25 protein-coding genes are annotated in these 24,724 nt (G+C 48.3%); 2 read left to right on the top strand and 23 right to left on the bottom strand.

The window, feature by feature from the left end; genetic code table 11:
* Positions 1–4 precede the first annotated feature (4 nt).
* The 22 genes from MKY41_RS02475 to gpr all read right to left on the bottom strand — a co-directional run bounded on the left by MKY41_RS02475 (position 5) and on the right by gpr (position 22,840).
* Positions 5–355 (bottom strand): diacylglycerol kinase family protein, encoded by a 351-nt coding sequence (locus MKY41_RS02475; protein ID WP_340743540.1) that lies wholly within the window; start codon positions 353–355, stop codon positions 5–7.
* Between the two features lie 10 nt (positions 356–365).
* On the bottom strand, positions 366–833 hold the full coding sequence (gene ybeY / locus MKY41_RS02470) for an rRNA maturation RNase YbeY (RefSeq protein WP_340743539.1): 468 nt from the start codon (positions 831–833) through the stop codon (positions 366–368).
* A gap of 15 nt (positions 834–848) precedes the next feature.
* Positions 849–2,975 (bottom strand): HD family phosphohydrolase, encoded by a 2,127-nt coding sequence (locus MKY41_RS02465; protein ID WP_340743538.1) that lies wholly within the window; start codon positions 2,973–2,975, stop codon positions 849–851.
* A 118-nt stretch (positions 2,976–3,093) separates the two neighbouring features.
* A complete protein-coding gene (locus MKY41_RS02460; RefSeq protein ID WP_340743537.1) occupies positions 3,094–4,056 on the bottom strand; it encodes a PhoH family protein in 963 nt (320 codons plus the stop codon).
* A gap of 5 nt (positions 4,057–4,061) precedes the next feature.
* A complete protein-coding gene (locus MKY41_RS02455) occupies positions 4,062–5,168 on the bottom strand; it encodes a sporulation protein YqfD (RefSeq protein ID WP_340743536.1) in 1,107 nt (368 codons plus the stop codon).
* Positions 5,161–5,415 carry a hypothetical protein gene (locus tag MKY41_RS02450; protein ID WP_340743535.1) on the bottom strand — a complete coding sequence of 85 codons (255 nt, stop codon included), beginning with the start codon at positions 5,413–5,415 and terminating at the stop codon, positions 5,161–5,163. Before MKY41_RS02450 ends, MKY41_RS02455 begins: the two co-directional genes overlap by 8 nt.
* A gap of 50 nt (positions 5,416–5,465) precedes the next feature.
* Positions 5,466–5,960 (bottom strand): hypothetical protein, encoded by a 495-nt coding sequence (locus MKY41_RS02445; RefSeq protein WP_340743534.1) that lies wholly within the window; start codon positions 5,958–5,960, stop codon positions 5,466–5,468.
* A 34-nt stretch (positions 5,961–5,994) separates the two neighbouring features.
* On the bottom strand, positions 5,995–7,011 hold the full coding sequence (gene floA / locus MKY41_RS02440; protein ID WP_041075221.1) for a flotillin-like protein FloA: 1,017 nt from the start codon (positions 7,009–7,011) through the stop codon (positions 5,995–5,997).
* On the bottom strand, positions 7,011–8,342 hold the full coding sequence (locus MKY41_RS02435) for an NfeD family protein (RefSeq protein ID WP_340743533.1): 1,332 nt from the start codon (positions 8,340–8,342) through the stop codon (positions 7,011–7,013). The genes floA and MKY41_RS02435 overlap by 1 nt, the downstream gene beginning before the upstream one ends.
* 203 nt (positions 8,343–8,545) lie before the next feature.
* Positions 8,546–8,719, bottom strand: coding sequence for a 30S ribosomal protein S21 (gene rpsU / locus MKY41_RS02430; RefSeq protein WP_340743532.1), 174 nt, complete (start codon positions 8,717–8,719; stop codon positions 8,546–8,548).
* Positions 8,720–8,943: 224 nt separating this feature from the next.
* Complete coding sequence (deoC, locus tag MKY41_RS02425) at positions 8,944–9,615, bottom strand: deoxyribose-phosphate aldolase (RefSeq protein WP_340743531.1); 672 nt, start codon at positions 9,613–9,615, stop codon at positions 8,944–8,946.
* Positions 9,616–9,723: 108 nt separating this feature from the next.
* Complete coding sequence (gene mtaB / locus MKY41_RS02420; RefSeq protein ID WP_340743530.1) at positions 9,724–11,064, bottom strand: tRNA (N(6)-L-threonylcarbamoyladenosine(37)-C(2))-methylthiotransferase MtaB; 1,341 nt, start codon at positions 11,062–11,064, stop codon at positions 9,724–9,726.
* 16 nt (positions 11,065–11,080) lie between these two features.
* Entirely contained in the window at positions 11,081–11,821 is a 741-nt protein-coding gene (locus tag MKY41_RS02415; RefSeq protein ID WP_340743529.1) for a 16S rRNA (uracil(1498)-N(3))-methyltransferase, read from the bottom strand.
* A gap of 2 nt (positions 11,822–11,823) precedes the next feature.
* Positions 11,824–12,768 (bottom strand): 50S ribosomal protein L11 methyltransferase, encoded by a 945-nt coding sequence (gene prmA, locus MKY41_RS02410; protein ID WP_340743528.1) that lies wholly within the window; start codon positions 12,766–12,768, stop codon positions 11,824–11,826.
* 15 nt (positions 12,769–12,783) lie between these two features.
* Positions 12,784–13,914: a molecular chaperone DnaJ gene (gene dnaJ / locus MKY41_RS02405; RefSeq protein WP_340743527.1), complete on the bottom strand. Its 1,131-nt coding sequence runs from the start codon at positions 13,912–13,914 to the stop codon at positions 12,784–12,786.
* 192 nt (positions 13,915–14,106) lie between these two features.
* Positions 14,107–15,921 (bottom strand): molecular chaperone DnaK, encoded by a 1,815-nt coding sequence (gene dnaK, locus MKY41_RS02400; protein WP_340743526.1) that lies wholly within the window; start codon positions 15,919–15,921, stop codon positions 14,107–14,109.
* Positions 15,922–15,953: 32 nt separating this feature from the next.
* Positions 15,954–16,553, bottom strand: coding sequence for a nucleotide exchange factor GrpE (grpE, locus tag MKY41_RS02395; protein WP_340743525.1), 600 nt, complete (start codon positions 16,551–16,553; stop codon positions 15,954–15,956).
* Positions 16,550–17,605: a heat-inducible transcriptional repressor HrcA gene (hrcA, locus tag MKY41_RS02390; protein ID WP_340743524.1), complete on the bottom strand. Its 1,056-nt coding sequence runs from the start codon at positions 17,603–17,605 to the stop codon at positions 16,550–16,552. Before hrcA ends, grpE begins: the two co-directional genes overlap by 4 nt.
* 160 nt (positions 17,606–17,765) lie before the next feature.
* Positions 17,766–18,899: a radical SAM family heme chaperone HemW gene (gene hemW, locus MKY41_RS02385; RefSeq protein WP_340743523.1), complete on the bottom strand. Its 1,134-nt coding sequence runs from the start codon at positions 18,897–18,899 to the stop codon at positions 17,766–17,768.
* A gap of 136 nt (positions 18,900–19,035) precedes the next feature.
* A complete protein-coding gene (gene lepA / locus MKY41_RS02380; protein ID WP_340743522.1) occupies positions 19,036–20,859 on the bottom strand; it encodes a translation elongation factor 4 in 1,824 nt (607 codons plus the stop codon).
* A 55-nt stretch (positions 20,860–20,914) separates the two neighbouring features.
* A complete protein-coding gene (gene spoIIP, locus MKY41_RS02375) occupies positions 20,915–21,754 on the bottom strand; it encodes a stage II sporulation protein P (protein ID WP_340743521.1) in 840 nt (279 codons plus the stop codon).
* A 42-nt stretch (positions 21,755–21,796) separates the two neighbouring features.
* A complete protein-coding gene (gpr, locus tag MKY41_RS02370; protein ID WP_340743520.1) occupies positions 21,797–22,840 on the bottom strand; it encodes a GPR endopeptidase in 1,044 nt (347 codons plus the stop codon).
* A gap of 208 nt (positions 22,841–23,048) precedes the next feature.
* On the opposite strand from gpr, the gene rpsT reads away from it, so the two are divergent.
* On the top strand, positions 23,049–23,300 hold the full coding sequence (gene rpsT / locus MKY41_RS02365; protein ID WP_340745609.1) for a 30S ribosomal protein S20: 252 nt from the start codon (positions 23,049–23,051) through the stop codon (positions 23,298–23,300).
* A 93-nt stretch (positions 23,301–23,393) separates the two neighbouring features.
* On the opposite strand, the gene holA is transcribed toward rpsT, so the two are convergent.
* Complete coding sequence (gene holA, locus MKY41_RS02360) at positions 23,394–24,410, bottom strand: DNA polymerase III subunit delta (RefSeq protein WP_340743519.1); 1,017 nt, start codon at positions 24,408–24,410, stop codon at positions 23,394–23,396.
* A gap of 164 nt (positions 24,411–24,574) precedes the next feature.
* On the opposite strand from holA, the gene MKY41_RS02355 reads away from it, so the two are divergent.
* The gene (locus MKY41_RS02355; protein ID WP_041075280.1) at positions 24,575–24,709 is read left to right on the top strand and encodes a YqzM family protein; all 135 of its coding nucleotides are present in this window, start codon (positions 24,575–24,577) and stop codon (positions 24,707–24,709) included.
* Positions 24,710–24,724 lie beyond the last annotated feature (15 nt).

Raw genomic sequence — 24,724 nt, 5'->3', positions numbered from 1 at the left:
TACATTAATAGAGCCATTTTGATCCGAATAGGAGCAATCCGATAATAGCACTGATGATTGCGTAGATAAGTACGGCTCCCGCAGCTAAGTCCTTGGCTTGCTTGGCCAACTGATGATACTCTTCCGTGACGAGATCGACTACTTTTTCGATAGCGGTGTTCATTAACTCCAATGCAAGCATTCCGCCGATCAATACACTGACAATGAACCATTCCATCATCGTCAGCCCTGTCCTAATCCCTGCTAATATAACCGCTCCCGCAGCGAACAAATGGAATTTGAAATTTCGTTCCGATCGGATTCCTAGATAAATGCCATTCCACGCATAGCTGAATGACTTGAAAAAATTCCGCATCCGGAATCCCTCACCTTCCAAGTCCGAACGAATCAAGGATCTCCTTCTGTTTACCGAACATCACTTTCTCCTCTTCCTCGGTCATATGGTCGTAGCCCAAGAGGTGTAAAAACCCATGCAGCGCCAGAAATCCGAGTTCACGATTAAACTCATGGCCATATTCAGCTGCCTGGTTTTGGGCGGTTTCCACGGAAATGATAATGTCGCCCAGAACGGTAGGCAGATTTTCCCCGACGATGGCAACTTCCCCTTCCGACATCTCTTCGAGTGCGAACGAGATGACATCTGTGGGAACGTCTTTTCCCCGATATTCAGCATTAATTTTTTGAATTTCTGAATCGGTCATAAAAGTGATAGAAACTTCAGGACTCCCTTCCAATTGCTCTGTTGCTGCTGCATGATTCAGCAAATTTCGGATCAGCTCCTCCATTTCCGTATCCACCATTCCGGTTTCATCTTCAAAAAACAGTTCAAGCATAGCTCCATCTCCGTTTCATTCCGGATATTCAATCCGGTTGTGGAATATTCCATTCAACGTTTCGCAAATGACCTTTTCTACCTTCCGCAATTCCTTCATGGATAGGTCACATTCGTTGAATTGGCCATCGTTCAGCCGATCATTGATAATCGCTTTCACGAGAGCCGCAATCTTTTGAGGGGTCGGTTCTTTCATAGAACGGACTGCCGCTTCGACACTATCCGCAATCGAAATGATGGCAATTTCTTTTGTTTGCGGCTTCGGCCCCTTATACCGGTACTCTTCCTCCTTGACCTCTTCTCCATCAGTTTGCGCTTTCACGAGGAAATATTTCAATAAACTAGTTCCGTGATGTTGTCTCGCAATATCGATGATTTCCGCCGGCATCTTATGCTTTTCCAACATTTTAGCGCCATCCTCAGCATGGGCGATGATAATATCCCGGCTTTTTTCAGGCGGCAAATGATCATGCGGGTTCTGGCCGGCATGCTGATTTTCGATGAAATAGCCCGGACGCACCGTTTTGCCGATATCATGATAATAACTTCCGACCCGCGCGAGCAGTCCATTGGCGCCTATTGATTCACAGGCAGCATCCGCCAAGTTCGCGACCATAACACTATGATGATAAGTCCCTGGCGTTTCGGTAAGGACTTTTTTCAATAACGGATGATTCGGATTCGACAATTCAATCAATTTCATATCCGACAAGATGCCGAATGCCGATTCAAAAAACGGCATGAGCCCGATCGTCAAGGCTCCGGACAAAATGCCTGATGAAATGGCGGCAATCAAGTAAAAGACCAATTCAGGCAGATCATACGTCGATTGTGTCATCAGCAGATAAAATGCGATGAACAGCGTATTGGAGCACGCCACTCCCACACTTGTCCTTAAAATGCTCGATCTTCTTCCACTATTCCCAAGCAAATATAAACTAACGATTCCGCTAAATAATATGTATAGGGCAATCTCCATTTGAATGAGCGCGGCATACCCTTCTTGTAGCATAATTCCCGCTGTTGCCGCGGTAATAAACGTCATCATCAAAGCCAATCGTTCATTCGTCAACAATTTGATGAGCATCGATGCTAAAGCGGTCGGGAATAGGAAAGCGACCAGTACATCAAAATCCTTCTCGATCAGCGCAATCAATTTCATAAGGATGACTAATAGGTAAAAGACCGTCAGTACGATCAATAACGCTTTTTTCTTCACCTTGGCATTTTCAACCCATGTACTGAAATGCAAGTAGATCAATGAAGATACGAACAGAACGAAAAGTCCAAGTCCGAGCAACGGCTTCAGCGAGGATTGATTCGTCAGAAGGCCGGTCAATTCCAGTTGCCGATAGATTTCCCCGTCGATCAATTGGCCTTCCCGAACGAGTACTTGTCCTTGTAAAATACGGGTCGGCTCTACTGCGGCCTTCGCCTGCTCGATCCTAGCCTCCGTCAATGTTTCATTAATCGTCTCCGTCTCAACGACCAAGGATCGTGCTAAAGTGATGACCGTTTGTAGCACAGATGGAGGAATCGAATCGGATAACCTCAACTGACGTTCCACTTCATACTGGGCGGATGCCAAATCAGCTGTCCGGATCGGTTTCGATAAGGTGGTTCCAATAACCGAAACAAGCTTATCCTGAGTTTTCGCCATATCTTCCGTATCCAAGGCCAATAAATTGGAAATGGTATTATCATTCAGGTTCAAATCCGGCTCTTCTTCCTTCAGGCTTGCCAACTTTTTCCGGATTTCCGCTATTTGCTCCTTTTGTGTGAAGACGGGCTTTCCGGATTCTTTATTCCGGGCAGCATTTTCATTTTTCACTTCCAGCAAGCTGTCGAAAATGGAAGTTGCGATTGCCTGCCTGTTTTTTGCGACCTCTTCCGAGAAATGATAGACAGCGGATACTTCCTGTGCGGCCCTCTGCCTTTCCTGTTCCGTTTTCACCGTATCCTCGACCGTCTTCGTTGCCCGGATCGTATGTTGGGAAATTTTGAACTCTTCCACTTCGTATGTTTCGTTCTTCACACTGCTGAACATGAAAGTGTATAAAAGCAATGTGGAGAGGCCGACGAGAAATAATAGGAAAGCATCGAATTTAAGAGTATTGAACACTTTTTTCATTGCACCGAACATCCCGATCCCCCCGCATCTTTATTATGGTTTACGGCAGCCATGCACAAAAGGTTCCAGGACAAGCGAAATTCTTCTACAAGAATAGAAGCTTGTCCAGTTCCGCATGTTTAAAAAGCAGTCACGATTGCGACTGCTCCTTTTCGTATGCTGCAATGATTTTCGCGACGATTGGATGCCGAACGACATCTCCCTGCTCCAAATATTGAAAATGGATATCGGACACATTTTGTAAGATGGTTTCCACTTCAATCAACCCTGAAACGGTTCCTCTTGGCAAATCGATTTGGGTTTTATCGCCAGTGATGACCATCTTCGATCCAAATCCAAGCCGGGTCAGGAACATCTTCATCTGCGCCTTTGTCGTATTCTGGGCCTCATCAAGGATGACAAACGCATCATCCAGCGTCCTTCCCCGCATGTAGGCCAGCGGGGCGATTTCGATGACTCCCCGTTCAATGAGGCGGTCCGTATGTTCAGCGCCTAATACGTCGTGAAGCGCATCATAAAGAGGACGCAAATAAGGGTCCACCTTTTCTTTCAGATCACCTGGAAGGAACCCGAGGCTTTCGCCCGCTTCCACAGCCGGACGGGTCAAGATGATGCGCTTGACAGAACCGGTTTTCATAGCCTGCACAGCCAGGACGACAGCCAAATAGGTCTTCCCTGTTCCGGCCGGCCCGATGCAGAATACTAGGTCTTTTTGACGGATTGCTTGAATGTATTCCCGCTGTCCGATCGTTTTCGCCCGGATCGCTTTGCCTTTCGTATTCCTTGCAATCTCTTCATCATAAAGTTCTGAGAAATACTCGATTGTCCCGGCTTTCGCCATCTCGATAGCTGAAACGACGTCGCGTTGATTAATATTAATGCCTCGTCGGATTACTTTCAACAGTTGTTCGAGGAGTTCCTTGGCCAATAGGCGGTTTTGTTCCGGCCCTTCAAGGGAGATCGTGTCACCCCGTGTCATGATGGATAAATCCAAAGCTTCTTCGATTAATTTCATATTCTGATCGGAAATTCCGAGAAGCATGACAGCCTCGTTCGGATCTTCGATATGGAGTTGCGTCATTTGTTCATCCAATAGCTTCAGTCTCCTTGGGAAATCGGTCTTTTTGTTGCGATATCATCATTGATTAAAAATAGTACGGTCCCACTAACTTTATCATTATCGAATGAGACGTGCAAAATTTTTTCATCTTTTATGATCGCTTTTGACGAAGGAGCCGATAAAAACTTATTTTTCAATAAAGGCAAGATGACACTCTTCTCCATACCCTCCTCTAAAACAAGTTTTCCGGTGAGTTCATTCGTGTATCGCTTTGTCTGGATGAACGGCCATGGAAACGTCCGCTCTCCGCTGTCCAAATCTACTTTCCCTTCTTTTTTCCAAGGCGCCCGGAAGGAAAGTTCGACAATTTCTTCCCCTTGCATTTGATAGGTGATCGTCCTTGGAATACTGAATTGATACTCCATCCAATAATCGGCATAGATTTCCCCTTCCGCACCGACGATGACAGTTTTGGAACCTTGCTCCAAGACACCCGTCGCCAGGACATCACCCTTTCTCACCGTTTGATGAACCCTTCCCACCCGTTCCCCTTTTTCCAATTCGAAACGGGTGATGACCCCTCCAGTACGAGCAACAAGATTGGATGGCGGGCCTGCCGGTTCATCGATTCGATTGGAAGGGGGCGAAAGCATTGGAATGACAGTCAAGGAGGTCCCCACCTTCCGGAAGCGGATCCAAGAGAGAGAAGGATCATTCTTCATGAGGCTTCTTCGAATCTCCCCTTCTTCAGGCAGCAAAGCCAACGGACGCAGCGGAACGATCGATGCTGCTTCCAACTTCGCCTCGATCCGGTCGACCACTTCGGGCCGGTCGGATTCCACTTGCACGGTCCATAGAAAAAAGGAACAGGCGAATGGAATGGCGCATGCAATCAGGAATAACGGGGTCAGGATAATACGTTTAGCGCCGCTGTCCTGCTGTGGGCCGGTGACGGTGAATTTGAGGCGGAATGCTCTCCTATGTTTCCGTAGCTGGGCCAGTCCTTTCCGGTCCGTCCGAAATGTAGCGATTTGGTGATCGATCGATAAGGAGCGGATTTGGATCCCTTTCGAGGTCAGGTCTGCAAGGAATTTTCCAACGTCCCCTTTTCCAGTGAGTTTGATGCGGTACCATTTATCAAACATGGGAAGACCCCGTTTCATCGGCCAATACCATCTGTACGTTTCGGATTACGTTGAAAGTGAAAAGGGCGACTTCCTCGGAAAGGACATCGACCGTCATTTCTTCCCCTTCGACGGTGATCAAATACTCACCGGATTGGACGGTTGCGTAGTCGGGGCCGAGCTTTCGCAAATGAAAAGGACCGTTGATATGCAAGGATGTATAGTCTTCAATTGTAATGGATGCACCGGTTTTAAATAGTTTTTTCATCAGATAAAAACCCCCTATCCATATCTATGATAGGAATAGGGGGTCGATGATTACCGTTTCGATTTTGGCGGACCTAAAATTTCAGAAAAGATGATCCCTTTCAAAATATCCTGTTCGCTTTGCGGGAAAAGATCATGTGCGCTTTCCGATTGGAACTCAGGCTTAGGGTTGCTGCTATGCGCCGAAAGTCGACCTCGGTGCTTTTCCATGACGGACTCCTGGATCCGGCGAGGAAGTTCAGGCATAGCTTCCGCTACAACGACTTGAGGTGACGGCGCCGGTTCTTCTTTTGGCCGATTGGGCGCTGTCTGCCGGCTAGGCGGCTCGTCGTCTTCCGTCTGCAGTTCCTTTTGAATTTCCTTGTACATCTCCCTAGACAGGTCTTTCAACCTTTTCAGCGGGTCATCTGCCTTGGCAGGCGGTTCCACCTTGCCCGTAGCGGTAAAAGGTTTTGCACCTGTTTTAGGCGGCTCTTTCTTGTTTTTGCTGCCATTGAAAAACGATCCGATAATCAGTGAAATGATGAGCAAAACTATTCCTTCCATTTCACACAACCCCTTTCCGGGACAGCATCAGTTCTTACGATTGCTTTTTATCATTAGGCGTTTGTGTTTCGCCGCCTAATTTACTGATGGAGTCACGCATTCCTGTATCGGCTTGGATATTTTTATAATTCATGTAATCCATAATTCCGATATTGCCTGTACGGAGTGCCTCCGCCATAGCAAGCGGAACTTCCGCCTCGGCGCCGACCACTTTCGCACGCATTTCTTGGACTTTCGCTTTCATTTCCTGTTCGTTGGCGACGGCCATCGCACGACGCTCTTCCGCTTTGGCTTGAGCAATGTTCTTGTCAGCCATCGCTTGTTCTGTTTGAAGTTCCGCACCGATATTCTTCCCGATATCAACATCCGCAATATCGATAGAGAGAATTTCGAAAGCAGTTCCTGAATCCAGTCCTTTCGCAAGCACCGTCTGGGAAATCATATCGGGATTTTCCAGTACTTTGGCATGGTCTACCGATGAACCAATAGTAGAAACGATCCCTTCCCCGACACGGGCGACCACAGTCTCTTCCCCGGCTCCCCCGACGAGACGGTCGATATTTGCACGGACGGTGATCCGCGCCTTCGCTTTCACCTCAATCCCGTTCATTGCAACGCCCGCAATGAATGGCGTTTCGATGACTTTCGGGTTAACGGACATCTGCACCGCTTCTAAAACGTCACGACCCGCAAGATCGATTGCGGCGGCACGTTCAAATGTCAGTTCAATGTTTGCACGGTGGGCTGCGATCAAGGCATTGACAACCCGGTCGACATTCCCTCCGGCAAGGTAGTGGCTTTCTAGTTGGTTAATGCTTACATTTAAACCCGCCTTATGCGCTTTGATCAATGGATTTACGACCCGGCTTGGGATAACCCGACGGAGTCTCATCCCGATGAGCGTGAAGATACTGACGCGCACTCCGGCGGCCATCGCGGAAATCCAGAGAGTCACGGGCACTAACGTAAAAAATACAGATAAAACTAGGATCGCGACGAACGCGATGGCAACGATCGTAATCGTACTTCCAGTTCCCAAAATTGCTGGCATTATTCATTTTCCCCCTTTTCATCGGTTTCCCGCACTACGATACGGGAACCTTCAACCTTCACAATGATAACATCTTTTCCACGGTCAATGTAACTTCCTTGCGAAACGACATCAATCCGTTCCCCGTCCAATTCGATTGTACCGGCTGGACGGAGGGGCGTCGTCGTCTTCGCAACTTTTCCAAGCAATTCGACCCGATTGACGTTGGATACATAACCGCTTTCCGTGTCCGTAGCATCCATCAACACCATCTTGTTCAGCAAATGCAGTTTTTTTCCAAAAAACTTCATAATGATCCCCATCCCTGTGGCGGCGATAGCAATCGCAATCAAGACCGAAATCCCCATGTAAAGCGGATTGCCGCCAGCCATAATGATACTTCCGATGATTGCAAGGGAGCCGATAATCCCTGCAATCCCGCCTGGCAAGAAAAACTCGGCGATAACAAGACCAATCCCGATAATAAAGAGGATGATCGTCTCATAACCGGCAAGCCCTGCCACTAGATGGCCGAAGAAAAACAAGAACAGTGCCGCGAGACCCATCATACCTGGCACTCCGAACCCGGGTGAATACAGTTCCAACACGATGCCCAGGCTAGCAACAGACAGTAAAATGGGCACGACGATCGGATTTGTGACGAAGCGGGCGATGCTTTCCGCGAACGTTTCGTTTGTCGAAACGACTTCCGCATCCGCATAGCCTGTCACCTCCAAAAGCTCCTTAAACGTGGAGACCGTACCATCACTATATCGAACTTCCTCCGCCTCCTTCGCCGTAAGTGTCAAGAGGTCCCCTTTACCGGCCCGGTATTTAGGCAAGTCAATGTTAGGTTCCGCCATGGCTTCGGCATATAATGGGTTCCGTCCGGATGATTCTGCCGCGCTAATCATGTTCGCAACCCATGCACTATGGGCTTTGGCGCCCGCCGCATTTCCCGTAGACTCAATGACTTGCGATGCACCCATCGTCCCGGTTGGCACCATATAAATTCGGTCCGCATGAAGGGCTAGAAACGCCCCGGCAGATAACGCTTCGTTATCAATGAATGCGATAATCGGCATATCCGTGACTTCGAACAGCTGGGCTATTTTCCCGGCCGCGTCGGTAAAGCCGCCTGGTGTATCGAGATCGAGGAAAATAGCGTTCGCCCCCGCCTCCTCCGCCTCTTGGAAGGAGCGCTGTAAGAAAGCGTAAAGCCCCTTTTCAATCTCATTGTGAACCGGAACTTTGTAAACTTTTTGCGCAGCAGCATCTGTTCCGGAAAAAGGTATAACCATTGCGGATAAAACGAAGAGGAGCAGTAACGTATTTCCCAAGAATTTACGCATGATGTTTGTCACCTCTTTCTCTAGTTCCATTATATCTCTTTATACGTATGAAAAGCCCGTTGGTTTCATTTTTATCTATATTTGCGGCGATAAAGTCTCATTTTCTGAAATACAAATAAACCGGAGAACCCTTTGACGGATTTTCCGGTTTACGAATGTTTGATTTCAGTAATGATAGAGTTACCGATTTAGAAATAAGGGGATTAGAATTTACGTTTTCTAGCCGCCTCAGATTTCTTTTTACGTTTTACACTCGGTTTCTCGTAATACTCACGCTTTCTTACCTCTTGTATTGTTCCACTTTTGGATACAGTACGTTTGAAGCGGCGAAGAGCATCTTCAAGCGATTCGTTTTTACGAACAACAGTTTTCGACATATCTCTTGTCCCTCCCTCCAAACACACTTCGGAACATAGCCATGTGCCATGTACTAAAAAATTGTAACACAGGTTTTATGGATGGTCAATATAAAACTTTTAAAAATAATTAGAGTCCGGAAATCCCGGTGGGGTATGGACTTGCATGCTTGAAAAGGAATGAATTACGAGCGCTCGGAGATAGCGGGAGTGTTCCACTGTCATCTCGTGAGCCCTTTTCGGCTTTAATAATCCGTTTCGGCAGCTAGCCCTTCCATGATTTGTACGCCTGAACTGGCGCCGATCCTCGTTGCTCCCGCATCAATCATTTTTTTCATATCTTCTATATTCCGGACGCCGCCAGATGCTTTGACTCCCATTTCCGGGCCGACGACCGCCCGCATCAGCTTGACATCTTCTTCAGTTGCTCCCCCGGTCGAAAACCCTGTCGATGTTTTGACAAAATCCGCCCCGGCTGCAACCGATAATTCGCATGCTTTTCTTTTCTCCGCGTCTGTCAATAAGGATGTCTCGATAATGACTTTGACGAGCGCTTTCCCTTTTGCCGCGTTCACAACGGCTTGAATATCCTCCTTCACAAGCTCGTATTCGCCGCTTTTCAACGCACCGATGTTCAACACCATGTCCACTTCAGTTGCTCCGTTGGCGATGGTGTTTTCGGCCTCGAATGCTTTTGTTTCCGTAGTGGATGCACCTAGCGGAAACCCGATAACCGTGCATACTTTCACCGATGAGCCTTGCAATGCGGCTACGGCTGTTTTAACCCAAGCTGGATTGACGCAGACGGATGCAAATGAATAGTTTTTCGCTTCCTCACATAAGGCCAGGATTTCCCCTTTGTTAGTTTCAGCTTTCAACGCCGTATGATCGATATAGGATGCAAATTTCGTAACCAATACAAATTCCTCCTCAAGATAGTCGCTCTCCCCATCTTACCAATTGACGTTTGACGGCGCACGAAAAAAGCTGTCCCCTCCAAATTTTGGATGGAACAGCTGTTTTTCTTAGGCAAAGATTTTTTGTTCGTCTACAACGCGGACAAATTGGCCTTCATTGTAAGGATAGCCCGCTTTATTGATTTTTACGCGTACAATTTTACCGACCATGGATTCATCAGCTGGGAGGACGACCTTCAAGTAGTTATCGGTATAGCCTTCATACAAACCGCTTTCCGGGTCTTCCTTATATCGCTCTTCCGGAATGACTTCGAGCACTTCATTCTCGAAGGAAGAGGCATATTCTTTCGCCAGCTGGTCGTTCAATTCAAGCAATCGGTGTACTCTCTCGTTCTTCACTTCTTCGTCCACTTGGTCTTCCATCCGCGCTGCCGGTGTGCCTGTCCGTTTTGAATACGGGAAGACATGCAGTTCGGAGAACCGATGATCCCGGATGAAATTGTATGTGTCCATGAACTCCTCTTCCGTCTCACCCGGGAACCCGACAATGACGTCGGAAGTGATCGCCAGTTGAGGAAGGGCTTCCCGCAAACGGTCTAAGCGTTCCGCGAAAAACTCCATCGTGTATTTCCGGCGCATCCGTTTAAGCACCGTATTAGAACCCGATTGGATCGGGATATGAAGATGTCGAACGACGATTTTTGATTCTTTCAACACTTGAATAACTTCATCCGTCAACTGGCTCGCTTCGATGGAACTTATGCGAAGCCGTTTCAAACCTTTCACTTCGGATTCCAGATGGCGTAGAAGACGGGCGAGGTTATAATCCTTCAAATCCTCACCGTAGCCTCCCGTATGGATGCCCGTCAGGACAATTTCCAAATAGCCGGCATCGACAAGCTGTTGAGCTTGGCGAATGACCTCTTGCGGATCACGGGAACGCATCAAGCCGCGCGCCCATGGAATAATGCAAAATGTACAGAAATTATTGCAGCCTTCCTGGATTTTGAGGGAAGCACGGGTCCGATCCGTAAATGCTGGAACGTCCAACTCTTCGTACACCCGGTTTTTCATAATATTGCGGACTGCGTTGATCGGTTGGCGCTCGTTGCGGTATTCGTCGATCAAGCCGAGCAGTTTCACCCGGTCCTGCGTGCCTACCACAATATCGACTCCCGGAATGGCCATGATTTCCGCCGGCGAAGTCTGGGCATAACAACCCGTTACACAAATGACACCGTCCGGATTTTTCCGGATGGCGCGCCGGATCACCTGGCGACTTTTCTTGTCACCTGTATTCGTGACAGTACATGTATTAATCACGTAGACGTCCGCATTCTTATCAAAATCCACGCGTTCATAACCCGCTTCTTTGAAAAGTTGCCAGATCGCCTCCGTCTCATAATGGTTCACTTTGCAGCCTAGCGTTTGAAAAGCGACAGAAGACATGGGCTGCTCACCTCTTTCATTCAAATTCGTAAGACAGGGCGGACAATAGATAGAAAGGTGCCGTCTCCGTGCGTAAAATTCTTGGGCCTAACGACATTGGAAGGAATCCTGCCGATCGCAGCGCTTCCGCTTCCGTTCGGGACAGGCCGCCTTCCGGTCCGAAAACAGCCAGTACCGTTTGTTTATGATACACGTTTTTCAGCCGCTCTGCAATCTTATGCGGTTCTCCGCTTTTGGCATCTTCTTCATCCGCCAATAGGAGCACGTCGAAGTTGGTTGCTTCAGCTAGCAATTGACGGAATGTCATCGGACTCGACACGGTCGGAATGCGGGTGCGATGGCATTGCTCCGCCGCTTCCTTGGCGATTTTCTGCAACCGCTCGACCTTTTTGCCGCCCTTCTTCTCATCCCATTTCACAATAGAGCGTTCCGCTTGAAAAGGGATGATGCCTGCCATCCCGAGCTCCGTCCCTTTTTGGACGATCAAATCGAGCTTATCCCCTTTCGGCAGACCACAAGCAATTGTCACATGTAGAGGCATTTCATTAGAAGGCAGAGGCCCATCCTGTTGTTGAATGACGACACCGTCAGCCGTGATTTCCGTAATCGCGGAAAGAAAAGCTTCCCCCTCGGAAACGGCGATCAATCCTTCTCCAAGCTCCATCCGCATGACACGGACAATATGCTTGCCGTCCTCCCCGGAGATTGTTGCTTGCCCTTCGTTATCAAATGGGTGTTGCAGAAAATAACGTTGCAAACCTACTCGCCCCTTTTTCTGGCGATGATGGCGACCCAGTCTTCCATCAAGACCGATTCGACGATGTCAAACCCTTTGGATACAAGATCCTCTTTGACCAGATCCCTTTTCTGCCCGATGATGCCCGAGACGATGAACAGTCCATCCGTTGGCAATAAATCAAAAGCATCTGCAGAGAACGACAAGATGACTTCGGCTAAAATATTCGCCACGATGACATCGGGAGTTTCATTGACTGAGTCGAGCAGATTGCCATGCGTCACTTTAATACGGTCTTCGACATGGTTAAGTTTAATGTTCTCTTTCGCAGCAACGACCGCCACATCGTCTAAGTCCAAAGCGTGGACGTGAGATGCCCCTAAGAGCGCAGCACCGATCGACAATACGCCGGAACCTGTGCCGACGTCGACAACCGTATTCCCTTCTTGCACATACTTCTCGAGCGCTTGCAAGCACATAACGGTTGTCGGATGCGTACCCGTTCCAAAGGCCATCCCGGGATCCAATTCAATGATCAGTTCATCTGAAACGACCGGATCGTATTGTTCCCATGTCGGGACGATCGTAAAGCGGCTGGAAATTTTGACAGGATGGTAAAACTGCTTCCATGCAGTCGCCCAATCCTCGTCATCCACTTCATTCGTGCTGATGACCGGCTGTTTTTCCGCCAGACCGAATTCTGCCAGCCTGCTGATGGCCAGCTCCAATTCTTTCATCGTTTCATTCAAGAAACTATTGACTGGCAAATAGGCTTTGACAAGGACACCGTCAGCCGGGAAATCATCTTTGTCTAGTTCATAGATTTCGCCAAAACGGTCCTCATGAATTCTATCCGGTTCGATGGAATCTTCAATGACGACCCCGCTTGCGCCTGCCTCGTGCAATATGTTCGCAACCGCCTCCGTCGCTTCATGCGTCGTATGAATGGATATTTCCGACCATTTCACTATAGATCATCCCTTTCACTCGCCCTTGATAGTACGTTTGATTTTATCGAACAACGAACTTGAATACTCTTCCGGAGTGCTGCCGTCAATCGTAGCGAATTCACGCAGCAATTCCTTCTGCTTTTCCGTCATTTTTTTTGGCGTCACCACTTTTACGACGACATGCTGGTCGCCGGTTCCACGGCCGTGAACGTTTTGAACGCCTTTTCCGCGTAGACGGAAATTCGTTCCCGTCTGTGTTCCAGCAGGGATTTTCAGCTTGACGTTACCGTGGACGGTCGGTACTTCGATATCATCTCCGAGAGCCGCTTGTGGGAATGAAAGATTTAATTCCAAATAGATGTCGTCTTCTTCCCGGATGAACTTTTCATGTGGCCGGACACGGAATACGATATATAGATCACCTGTAGGCCCGCCGTTATATCCTTCTTCCCCTTGGCCAGACACGCGCAGCTGTTGGCCATCATCCACGCCAGCGGGAATGGTCACTTTGATCTTTTTGCGATGCGTCACTCTGCCGCTGCCATGGCATGTTCCACATTTTTCCGGGATGATCTTGCCGGTTCCCTGACATTGTGAACAAGCGCGGCGATTGACCATTTGACCAAGCGGCGTATTTTGGGTGACGCTGATCTGACCCGTTCCTCCGCAATTGGTACAAGTCTCGGGAGTGGTCCCTTTTTTGGCGCCTGACCCGTGACATGTCTCGCAAGCTTCTTCACGCGGAATTTCGATTTCCGTTTGTTTGCCGAAGACCGCATCCATGAAATCGATCGTCATCGTATATTGCAAGTCGTTCCCTTTACGCGGCGCATTCGGATCTCGGCGGCGTGTGCTGCCTCCGAAAAACGTGCTGAAAATATCCTCGAAACCGAAGCCGTCTCCTCCGCCGCCTCCGAAACCGCCGAACCCACCGAAGCCTTGATTCGGATCGGCATGGCCGAACTGGTCGTAATTGGCCTTTTTCGTATCATCGCTGAGCACTTCGAATGCTTCCGTCACTTCTTTGAATTTCTCTTCTGCCCCAGGTTCTTTATTCAAATCCGGGTGATATTTTTTCGACAACGAGCGATAAGCTTTCCGGATTTCCTCTTTTGTCGCGGATTTCGATAATCCTAGCACTTCATAATAGTCTCTCTTACTCATTTTCCACTCTCCCGCATCACATTGACATGTTGATTATTGTACCATGCAAGAAGAAAAAGCGTAACCATACGAGGTCAGATCCTCCTCAATTCCCTTTACGGCCTTCTCACTTCTTGCCTATGGACAAAAGGAAAAAGCCAAAGCCGGAATATCGGACTTTGACTTTTCCGTCAAGCATCAATTACGTATACCTTATTTTTTATCGTCCACTTCTTCAAAGTCGGCATCCACTACACCGTCGTCTTGCGGTTGTTCGGCATTTGCAGCACCTTCAGCAGCCGCTTGTTCATACAGTTTCATGGATAGTTGTTGCACAAGCTCTTCGAGTTTCTGTTTCTTCGTCCGGATATCGTCCAAGTTGCCGGCTTCGATAGCAGATTTTAGCTCATCTTTCGCTTCCGTGACATTTTTGATTTCATCCTCGGACACTTTGCCTTCCAAGTCTTTCATCGTCTTGTCCGCCATGAATACGAGTTGATCCGCTTCGTTCCGCAGATCCGCTTCTTCTTTCCGTTGTTTGTCCTCTTCTGCATTCGCTTCCGCGTCTTTCACCATGCGTTCGATTTCATCGTCAGAAAGGCCGGAGCTCGACTGGATTGTGATGTTCTGCTCTTTTTGCGTTCCGAGGTCTTTTGCTTTAACCGTTACGATACCGTTCTTGTCAATATCGAATGTCACTTCAATTTGCGGAATTCCACGTGGTGCCGGCGGAATATCCGTCAATTGGAAACGGCCAAGTGTCTTGTTGTCAGCCGACATCGGACGCTCCCCTTGAAGGACGTGGATATCGACCGCTGGCTGGTTGTCCGCTGCTGTCGAGAACACTTGCGACTTGCTTGTCGGGATTGTCGTATTCCGGTCAATCAACTTCGTGAATACGCCACCCATCGTCTCAATACCAAGTGATAGCGGTGTGACGTCAAGAAGGACGACATCTTTCACATCACCGCTTAAAATGGAACCTTGAACTGCTGCCCCCATTGCGACGACTTCGTCCGGGTTGACCCCTTTGAACGGTTCTTTTCCTGTCTCTTTTTTGATCGCTTCTTGAACTGCCGGGATCCGTGTGGAACCACCAACCAAGATAACGCGGTCGATTTCAGATGCAGAAAGTCCCGCATCTTTCAATGCTTGACGCGTAGGAACCATGGAGCGTTCGACCAATTGCGCTGTCAGCTCATCGAATTTGGCACGTGTCAAATTAATTTCCAAGTGAAGCGGGCCTGCTTCACCTGCTGTGATGAACGGCAATGAAATTTGAGTGGAAGTAACACCGGAAAGGTCTTTTTTCGCTTTTTCCGCTGCATCTTTCAAGCGCTGCATCGCCATTTTGTCTTTTGATAAATCAATTGCATTTTCTTTACGGAATTCCTGGACAAGATAGTCGATAATAACGTCGTCGAAATCATCGCCGCCGAGTTTATTGTCCCCGGCTGTAGAGCGTACTTGGAACACGCCATCTCCCAGTTCTAGGATGGAAACGTCGAATGTTCCGCCTCCCAAGTCATACACAAGGATGATCTGATCTTCATCCATTTTGTCCATACCGTATGCCAATGCTGCGGCAGTCGGCTCGTTGATGATCCGCTCCACTTCGAGACCTGCGATTGTCCCAGCATCTTTCGTCGCTTGACGTTGTGCGTCGTTAAAGTAGGCAGGTACCGTAATGACAGCCTTTGTCACTTTTTCGCCAAGATAGTCTTCCGCATAACCTTTCATATATTGCAAGATCATTGCAGAAATTTCTTGTGGCGTGTAATTCTTGCCTTCCACAGTCTCTTTATAATCCGTACCCATATGACGTTTTACAGACATGACAGTATTTGGATTCGTGATCGATTGACGCTTCGCCACTTCACCGACTTGCCGTTCCCCGTTTTTGAACGCAACGACAGAAGGCGTCGTCCGGTTGCCTTCCGGGTTCGGAATTACTTTTGCTTCTCCGCCCTCAAATACCGCTACTACCGAGTTTGTTGTTCCTAAGTCAATACCAATGATTTTACTCATGCCAATTGTCCTCCTAACTAAATCGCTTGCTATTATTCGTTCACTTTTACCATTGTAGGCCGTAGAACCCGATCTTTTAACTGATACCCTTTTTGGAATACTTCAAGCACGATACCTGAATCCTTTTCCTCATCGTTCCCAGTCATGATCGCTTGATGGAAATTCGGATCGAATTCCCGGTCTTGCGCATCGATTTCCGCAAGTCCTTCCGTTTCAAGAGCCTGCACAAGGCTGCGGTGCACCATTTCCATACCCGTCAGCAACGACTGAGCTTCTTCGGTCTTTGCTTCGACAGTCAATGCCCGTTCGAAATTATCCAAGACCGGGATTAGGTTGGTCACGAGCTCTTGTGCTCTATATTTTTGCAGCGCTTCTTTATCGAGCGACGCCCTTCTCTTGAAATTTTCAAAATCAGCGAGCAACCGAAGGCGCTTGTTTTCTTCTTCCTCTAGGAGGGCTGTCAACTCGGCCACTCTATCTTCGGTTTCCTCCGCGAGTTCCGCCTCATTTGCCGCTTCTGTTTCCAATTCAGCTGCATCGGCTTCTCCGTTTGTTTCTTGTGGGTTTTCATTCCCATCCAATTTCGCTTCTTGGGACTCGTTTTCGTCCTTGTTCTTTTCCACTTCTGTCACGATTCGTTCCTCCTTGCCGCTTCGCTACCAATCGCCAACTTTGTCAACTCTTTGGACAGATCCTTACTCATGCTGTCGAGCAATGTGATGACCCGTCCATAATCCATCCGCTTCGGTCCGATGATGGCTATTGAACCGGTCGTGTTCTCGCCGGCATCATACGTAGCGGTGATGACACTGCAATCTTCCATTGCGTTATCCTTGTTTTCCGAACCGATGCGGACATGAATGCCCAGAACGTCCTCTTGGAAAAAAGTCATGGCTGGGAGCCCTTTCTCCATCAGTTCGAAAAAGGTTTTCACTTTCTGGATGTCGTTGAACTCCGGCTGTTTCATCATGTTCATCTTCCCACCGAAATAGAGGCGCTCCTCCGGTTCGATGGCAATCGCATTATGGAAGGATGCATACAATTCACCTGCATGCCGGATATGCCGTTCCAAAACCATTTTCGTCTCTTTCACGAGCATTTTTTGCAGATGATGCAGCGGCGTCCCGACGAGTCGTTCATTCAGGATGTTAACCATCTTTTCAATATCGGATGAAGTGAACCCTTCGGGCACGGTGAATAATCGGTTTTCCACATGGCCGTTGTCCGTCACAATGATGGCTACTGCCATCCGGTCATCCAACGGCACAATCGAGAACCGCTTCACCGCGTGCTGCGCTGTATTCGGGCCAAGCAAGATGGACGTGTAATCCGTCAAATCCGAGAGAATGGTTGCCGATTTCCGGATCAGTTCCTCGGTTTCGACCACTCTCTCCTTGAAAATGGAGCGCAGTCGGATACTGTCTTCTTTTGTCAGTTTTTCAGGCGTCAGTAAGTGATCAACATAATACCTATACCCTTGTTCGGATGGGACCCGGCCGGACGAAGTATGGGGCTTTTCCAAATACCCCATTTCCTCCAGATCAGCCATTTCATTTCGTATCGTTGCCGGACTAAATGGAGCTTCCGGCTTTTTCGATAACTGCCTGGATCCTACAGGCTGTGCGGATTCGATGAAATCGTCAACCGTCAGTTGCAATATAAGCAATTGTCTGTTTGTCAACATAATCATCACTCCTGTTAGCACTCTATTTACATGAGTGCTAATGCTATTGATAATTTAACAAATCCACTATGCCGTGTCAACGAATTGACTCCGGCGCAAAACGACAAAAAACGAGTCTGGATTCACGCCGTTCAATCCTGTCTGTCCCTCTTGAAATTCATTAAAAAAGAAATTGTTGAAAGACATCGTTTCCGCGGAAGATCCCTTTTTTCGTCAACTTCCAATGGTCCCCTTGTTGTTCCATGAGGCCGTCCGCCCTTAGTCTTTCCAACTTCGCTCCATAGATTTCCTCCAGCGGCTTCCCAAATTTCCGATGAAAGACGGAAGCAGAGATCCCTTCCATTTTCCGAAGTCCAAGGAACATCTCTTCTTCCATACACTCGGCATCCGTCACCTCATGCTCTTGCTGCACGGGACGCCCGCCCGCCGAAACAGTATTCATATATTTGGCTAACGGGCCAATATTGGAGTAGCGCCTACCCTTTACATACCCATGTGCGCCTGCCCCAATCCCGGCATAATTTTCATTTTCCCAGTAAATCAGATTGTGCAACGATTCATAACCGGGAAGCGCAAAATTGCTTATCTCATACTGCTTCCTATTTTGTTTTTCCATCGAATCAATAAGCATTTCAAACATTTCAGTTTCCGTATCCTCGCCAGGCAGCGGCAGCTTCCCTTTGTTCATCAAATTATAGAAGACAGTCTTCGGCTCTACGATGAGCGAGTAGCCGGAAGTATGCGGCAGATCAAGAGCCGCTGTTTGCTCCAACGTATGCCGCCATTGCTTGATCGTTTGTCCCGGCAGTCCATACATAAGGTCGATGCTAATATTGTCGAAACCTGCTTTGCGCGCGTCCCCTACAACCCGGACCGCGTCATTCGGTCCATGCGTGCGCCCAATTTTGGCAAGCAGCCCGGAATCAAAAGACTGGACACCGATGCTCAGCCGGTTTACTCCCCCATTATGCAGGACCGCCAATTTGCCGGGCGTCAGTTCGTCCGGGTTGGCTTCCGTCGTGAATTCTTTTAACGACTTCACTCTGACAAAACGATTTACAATTTCCAGCAGGCGATCAAGCTGCGCTTCTGAGAGGGATGTCGGCGTCCCTCCTCCAAGAAAGACGGTCTCCACCTCATCAAAGGAATTCCCTTCCTCTTGCAAGATGGCTAATTCCTCGCCGATCGATTCGATATATTCATCGACCGGCTGATTTTTGAAAAACACTTTATTGAAATCACAATAATGACAAATCTGGTGGCAAAACGGAATGTGGATATAGATCCCTCGCATGCCGCCACCTCCTTTTCAAAAAAATCCGTGGCATTGTCGGCACTAGCACACCCGGGCGTTATCTGAATCCTCGGTTGAACAGAGTTTATTAACGTCAAAAAGAGGGCAAAAATGCCCCCTTTTTTCTATCATCTCGTTACTCCTCGTCCATCTTCAACACAGCCATGAACGCTTCTTGCGGTACTTCAACAGAACCGACTTGCTTCATGCGCTTTTTCCCTTCCTTCTGTTTCTCCAGAAGTTTCCGCTTACGGGAAATGTCACCACCGTAACATTTCGCCAATACGTTTTTCCCGATCGATTTGATCGTGGAACGTGCGACGATTTTTTGTCCGATGGCCGCTTGTACCGGTACTTCGAACTGCTGGCGTGGAATCAATGATCGTAACTTCTCCACGATCGCTTTGCCCCGTTCGTATGAAAAATCGCGGTGGACAATGAAACTGAGCGCATCCACTTGTTCTCCATTGAGCAAAATATCCATTTTGACGAGTTTCGACTGTTTATAGCCAATCAATTCATAATCAAGGGAGGCATATCCCTTTGTCCCTGATTTCAATTGGTCGAAGAAGTCATAGACGATTTCCGCCAATGGCAATTCATAGATGATGTTCACCCGGGAAGCATCCAAATAGTCCATCGTCACGAAGTTACCGCGCTTTTGCTGGCAGAGTTCCATGACCGCACCGACATAATCATTCGGCACCATGATCGATGCTTTGACGTATGGCTCTTCGACATGATCGATTTTTTGTGCGTCCGGCATCATCGCAGGGTTGTCCACTTTCAGCTCGGTCCCATCCGTCATGACGACATTATAAATAACGCTTGGCGCGGTGGTAATCAAATCGATCTTGAATTCCCGTTCAATCCGCTCTTGGATGATTTCCATATGGAGCAGGCCAAGAAAACCGCAGCGGTATCCAAACCCGAGCGCTTGGGACGTTTCCGCCTCATATTCGAGAGCCGAGTCATTCAATTCCAATTTCTCCAGTGCTTCTCGCAAGTCATTATATTTCGATGTATCGATCGGATACAGTCCGCAGAAAACCATCGGATTCATCCGGCGATACCCTGGCAACGGTTCGCTGGCTGGATTTTTGACACTTGTGATCGTATCCCCGACTCGCGTATCGCCAACATTTTTAATGGAAGCCGATAAGAAGCCGACATCGCCGACCGTTAATTCATCCCGCATGGAAATGTTCGGCGTGAAAACTCCGGTCTCAATGACTTCGAATGTCTTCCCTGTCGCCATCATCCGGATTTCATCGCCCGGTTTAACGGAACCTTCCATAATCCGGATGTTGACGATCACCCCTTTATACGGGTCATAATGCGAATCGAAAATAAGAGCTTTCAAAGGAGCGTCCGGATCCCCTTGTGGTGCGGGCACCTTCTCGACGATCTGCTCCAAGATTTCTTCAATGCCGATTCCGGCTTTCGCGGATGCATGGACAGCTTCAGAAGCATCCAGTCCAATGACATCCTCGATTTCTTGTTTTACTCTTTCCGGATCAGCCGCCGGCAAATCGATTTTATTGATGACCGGCAAGATTTCCAGATCATTGTCGAGTGCCAAATAGACATTCGCCAACGTCTGGGCTTCGATCCCTTGCGCTGCATCCACGACAAGAATAGCCCCTTCGCATGCGGCCAGACTGCGGGATACTTCATATGTAAAGTCGACGTGCCCCGGCGTATCGATCAGGTGGAATGTGTAGTCCTGACCGTCTTTTGCCGTGTACGTCAACTGCACAGCATTCAATTTGATCGTAATTCCTCGTTCCCTTTCAAGGTCCATGGAATCCAATGTTTGGGACTTCATCTCCCTGGAACTTAACGTTTGCGTCTGTTCCAAAATGCGATCGGCCAGCGTCGATTTCCCGTGATCGATATGGGCAATGATGGAAAAGTTTCGGATGTTTTTCTGACGTGCCAATCTTTCTTCATGATTCATCTCAGTTCACTCCTATTTAAGCTACTGAAAATTATAGCAGTGAACTGTCCAGACTTCAATATTCGGCGTATGAAGGAGTCTCTTCAGATAACATGGTCGATGCGGCCTGAGCGATGACGGATACCGTCCGATTCAATTCATCCTCCGTATTTCCGATACCTCCGAGTTCGATCAGAATGATGGATGGATCGAGATCTTGGTTGTACTTGCCATCCACACCAGCTCCGCCTTTCATGATGAAGCTCCGCGTAATGCCAGGAACGAGTTTCTCCATCTCTTGCTTCAACCGGTTCGCTTTCGCTTGGTTTTCCTTGTACTTCGGATGTTCAGTGCCGATGACAAAAGCGACCTTCGCGAACCGCTCCCCTTCATGCGTCATTGTCGTCTTGGCAGGCCCGACTGAATCCCGGTGCAAATCGATGATCAACTCATACTCTTTCTCTCCAAGCCGTTGTTTGACGTGTGGCCGGATGGCGGCATAGGCCCGAGAATGGGGAATCCCTTTGGAACTCATTTCTTTCGCGTTATCCACTGGCAGAACATCCGTCGGAATTCCATGGAACTGCAGTTGGTTTTGCAGCTTCCCGCCAACTTTCACAATGTTCTCCGTTTGGTGGGACACGGCCACTTTGCCGGCGACTGCTTTCGTAATCGGCTCAAATGCTTCGTGGGAGTGGGTGAAATAGAGTAGGACTTTGCTATCCCCGCCCGTTGCCTCTTTCACTTCCGGTGCCGGCTCTTCTTCGACCACATTGGAAGCGTAGACGATATAAGCCGACTCTTTCGCAAGATTGCTCGATTTCACCGTCGGTCCGCCAGGTACAAATTGAATGACGACAGGAAATAGGAAGAGGATGAGGATGAGTGTGCCCCAAATATGCAATGGATTTTTCAAATGGCATCCCTCCGTCTTCAACTATATGCCGAAGGGATGGCCTCAATTACTATTTTTTAGATCCCCGACCCATTTCGTCAGAGTATCAGATAATGTTTCCGCATAAATGGACACCCATGAATCGATCTCTTTCGGGGAAATGAAAGTCCGTAACTCATGATTCGTCAACACTTCTTCAAACAACTGGATCCGGTCCTCATGCGGCCAGGAAGACCAGTCCCCGAAAATCGGGATCAATGTAGAACGATCCGCATCCTTGTTTTCACTATGAAGCCACGGTGAAACGGAAAGGCGGGAGGATGGACGGTCTTTTTCACTGATTTTTGAAGCGATATAACCGAACATCGTATCAATGGCATCCGCAATAAGAACGGGGCCATCGACTACCGTCGGGATTCCGATCGCGATGACTGGTATGCCAAGCGTCTCCTCCGACACTTCCTTCCGGCTGTTTCCGACTCCCGATCCCGGATGGATGCCAGTGTCAGTCAATTGGATTGTACGGCAAAGTCTTGAGCTATCCCTGGCCGCCAGAGCATCGACGACTATGAGCAAATCGGGCTTGATTTCCGTCACGAGTGCGCGGACGAAGTGGGCCGTCTCAAGACCCGTTTGGATGGTGACGCCGGGTGCATACACATACACCTCGCTGCCGTCCTCGGAATAATATTCCGGGACGATCGTTTTCAGACGATCCATCGTCAACGGGCCGACCGCGTCGGGCGTGACATCCCGGTTGCCCAACCCGATGAACAGGAACTTGCCCTTGTTCAGGGGAGTCTTTTGAGCGATCATCTCATTCAACTTCTCAATGAGCACCCGGGATAGATCCTCCATCCCTTCCGAATCTTCGGTCGTCAAGGCGGGGACCGTCAACGTAATATACGTGCCTTTCTTTTTGCCGATCCGTTCCTCTCCTTCTTCGTCTACCTTGACCGTCGTCAATACGACGCGACCCAGTCTGGATTCCCCGAATTCGACTCCTCTCGTGTCCTCCAGCCTGTTTTTCTCAGTCGCTGTCCGATGACGCACCATTTCTTCACTTTCATCAATCAGGTCTGTCCTGAAATAATCAAACGTTGCCATTTTCCATCACCTCTGATGAAAGTTTGCACCAAGCCGCAAGATAATATTCTTCCAAGAAACCGTTTCACCGCCGCGGATCGGCGAGGTTATTATTCTTTTAATTGTTGCAATCGAACCGCCGCTTTGATAAAATAATGCTTGTTGTAAAAGAGATATCCGAATGATTGTGGAAACACTCTTGCCTTACCTGAAATTGGAGGTGAATGAAATGCCAAACATTAAAGGTGCGATCAAACGCGTAAAACAAAGCACTGCTGCTAACGAACAGAACTCACAAACGAAAGCTGCAATGCGTACTGCAATGCGTAAAGCTGAAGTTGCTCTTGAGAATAAAGATGAGAACGCTGCTGAACTTTTGAAAGTTGCAATCAAAAAAATGGACACTGCTGCACGTAAAGGCCTTATCCATAAAAACACAGCAGCTCGTCAAAAAGCACGTCTTACAAAAAAAGCGCAATAATTCAAAGTGCGTAGAGCTAGCGCACGAAGCTAGACATGAAAAGAAGGGACTGTCCGGAATGGACAGCCCCTTTTCTATTTCTCTGCAAACCGGTCACCGTTTCAAAGGCGCCATCAGGAAGAGTTCCAAGATGCGCTCCCGTCTCCCGCTAGAGGTCTTTAATTGATGGTCGATGCCGGCCAATTGGTCAAGAACTGATAACAGGCGTTCCGCGTGGGGGATATTCCGATTTTCCATCACTAACTTCACCCGATATGGATGGACATTCACTGTTTTAGCAATCTGATGTTGCGGATAGCCTTTTTTCCGTAACGTTCCGACATGGATCATCAAGCGGATTTGACTGGCAATCAGTGACGTCAACATGATCGGCTCTTCCCCGTTTCTCAATAAATCATTATAGATTAAGATCGCGTCCGCCGTTTTTCCTGTTATATACGCATCAGTCAGACGGAAAACATCCATTTCAGGTGTCCTTGGGACCAGTTCTTCGATGATCGTTTCCGTTATATTGCCGGATTGACCCAAATACATGGCCATTTTAGAAATTTCGGATGACAGGGATAAGAGGTCATCTCCCCCCATTTTAACGAGATATTCCGCCGCTTCCGGTGTGATCCGAACACCATGGGAACCCGCTTCTTGTTGGACCCACGTGAACAGATCCTTTCCCTGGATGCGTTCCGCCTCGACGACCGTTGCAGTCTCTTTCATTAGTTTGGTGATCGTCTTGCGTCCATCCAATTTTTCATATGGGGCGACAAATACAACTGTCGAAGTCGGGGATGGATCCTTCAACCAAGCAGCCAACACCTCCACATTATGGACCACTTTTTCTCTCGCCTTCTCTTGAGCCTTTAAAAAATTGGCATTCCCCGCAATGATCAGTTTCCGGTCCGCAAGAAAGGGAATGGTATCCGCTTCTTCGATAACCGTCTCTACCGGAGTCTCCTCCAGATCAAACCGGATGACATCCTCTTCATCCAAGGGAAGGATCGATTTTTTCAACCGGCTGATCGTCTCATCGATCAAATGCTGCTCGGGCCCGGTCAGCAAATAGATGGGATCGATTTTGCCCGCGTCTATTTTTTTCCAAATCGCGGTTGCCACTCAAATCACCTCTTCGACTACATCTCTCTACAAATTATACCTCATCCGCGGGAAACTGTTTGAACAATTTGTGTCAGTTCCTCCCGCCCCGGCACAAAATACGGATTCCTCTAGATTTTTAGAGGGCTTTCATCTATACTAAATAGGAATTAGGAGGTGTAGCAATGAACGAATTTGAACATGATGTACAATCGAAAGAAAATGATGCGGTATACTCTGGCGTTGGCTTTGCGGTTTCTTTCGTAGCTTTTTCACTTATCTTTATTGTTGCTACAGTTATCGACTTCGTTGCACGATAAACGTGTCAGTCGAAA

Origin of the sequence: Sporosarcina sp. FSL W7-1349 (genome assembly GCF_038003045.1) — a bacterium.
Lineage (GTDB): Bacteria > Bacillota > Bacilli > Bacillales_A > Planococcaceae > Sporosarcina.
Note: the sequence above shows the minus strand (reverse complement) of the source record. Positions and strands in the feature narration are given on the sequence as shown.

Bases quoted from the DNA above. Each gene is read 5' to 3' on its own strand.
- ybeY (WP_340743539.1), bottom strand. From the start codon at position 833: ATGCTTGAACTGTTTTTTGAAGATGAAACCGGAATGGTGGATACGGAA.
- dnaK (WP_340743526.1), bottom strand. From the start codon at position 15,921: ATGAGTAAAATCATTGGTATTGACTTAGGAACAACAAACTCGGTAGTA.
- MKY41_RS02475 (WP_340743540.1), bottom strand. From the start codon at position 355: ATGCGGAATTTTTTCAAGTCATTCAGCTATGCGTGGAATGGCATTTAT.
- MKY41_RS02435 (WP_340743533.1), bottom strand. From the start codon at position 8,342: ATGCGTAAATTCTTGGGAAATACGTTACTGCTCCTCTTCGTTTTATCC.
- rpsU (WP_340743532.1), bottom strand. From the start codon at position 8,719: ATGTCGAAAACTGTTGTTCGTAAAAACGAATCGCTTGAAGATGCTCTT.
- floA (WP_041075221.1), bottom strand. From the start codon at position 7,011: ATGCCAGCAATTTTGGGAACTGGAAGTACGATTACGATCGTTGCCATC.
- MKY41_RS02450 (WP_340743535.1), bottom strand. From the start codon at position 5,415: ATGAAAAAACTATTTAAAACCGGTGCATCCATTACAATTGAAGACTAT.
- lepA (WP_340743522.1), bottom strand. From the start codon at position 20,859: ATGAATCATGAAGAAAGATTGGCACGTCAGAAAAACATCCGAAACTTT.
- hrcA (WP_340743524.1), bottom strand. From the start codon at position 17,605: ATGTTGACAAACAGACAATTGCTTATATTGCAACTGACGGTTGACGAT.
- MKY41_RS02355 (WP_041075280.1), top strand. From the start codon at position 24,575: ATGAACGAATTTGAACATGATGTACAATCGAAAGAAAATGATGCGGTA.
- MKY41_RS02455 (WP_340743536.1), bottom strand. From the start codon at position 5,168: ATGTTTGATAAATGGTACCGCATCAAACTCACTGGAAAAGGGGACGTT.
- hemW (WP_340743523.1), bottom strand. From the start codon at position 18,899: ATGCGAGGGATCTATATCCACATTCCGTTTTGCCACCAGATTTGTCAT.
- mtaB (WP_340743530.1), bottom strand. From the start codon at position 11,064: ATGTCTTCTGTCGCTTTTCAAACGCTAGGCTGCAAAGTGAACCATTAT.
- MKY41_RS02465 (WP_340743538.1), bottom strand. From the start codon at position 2,975: ATGTTCGGTGCAATGAAAAAAGTGTTCAATACTCTTAAATTCGATGCT.
- dnaJ (WP_340743527.1), bottom strand. From the start codon at position 13,914: ATGAGTAAGAGAGACTATTATGAAGTGCTAGGATTATCGAAATCCGCG.
- gpr (WP_340743520.1), bottom strand. From the start codon at position 22,840: ATGGCAACGTTTGATTATTTCAGGACAGACCTGATTGATGAAAGTGAA.
- rpsT (WP_340745609.1), top strand. From the start codon at position 23,049: ATGCCAAACATTAAAGGTGCGATCAAACGCGTAAAACAAAGCACTGCT.
- MKY41_RS02445 (WP_340743534.1), bottom strand. From the start codon at position 5,960: ATGGAAGGAATAGTTTTGCTCATCATTTCACTGATTATCGGATCGTTT.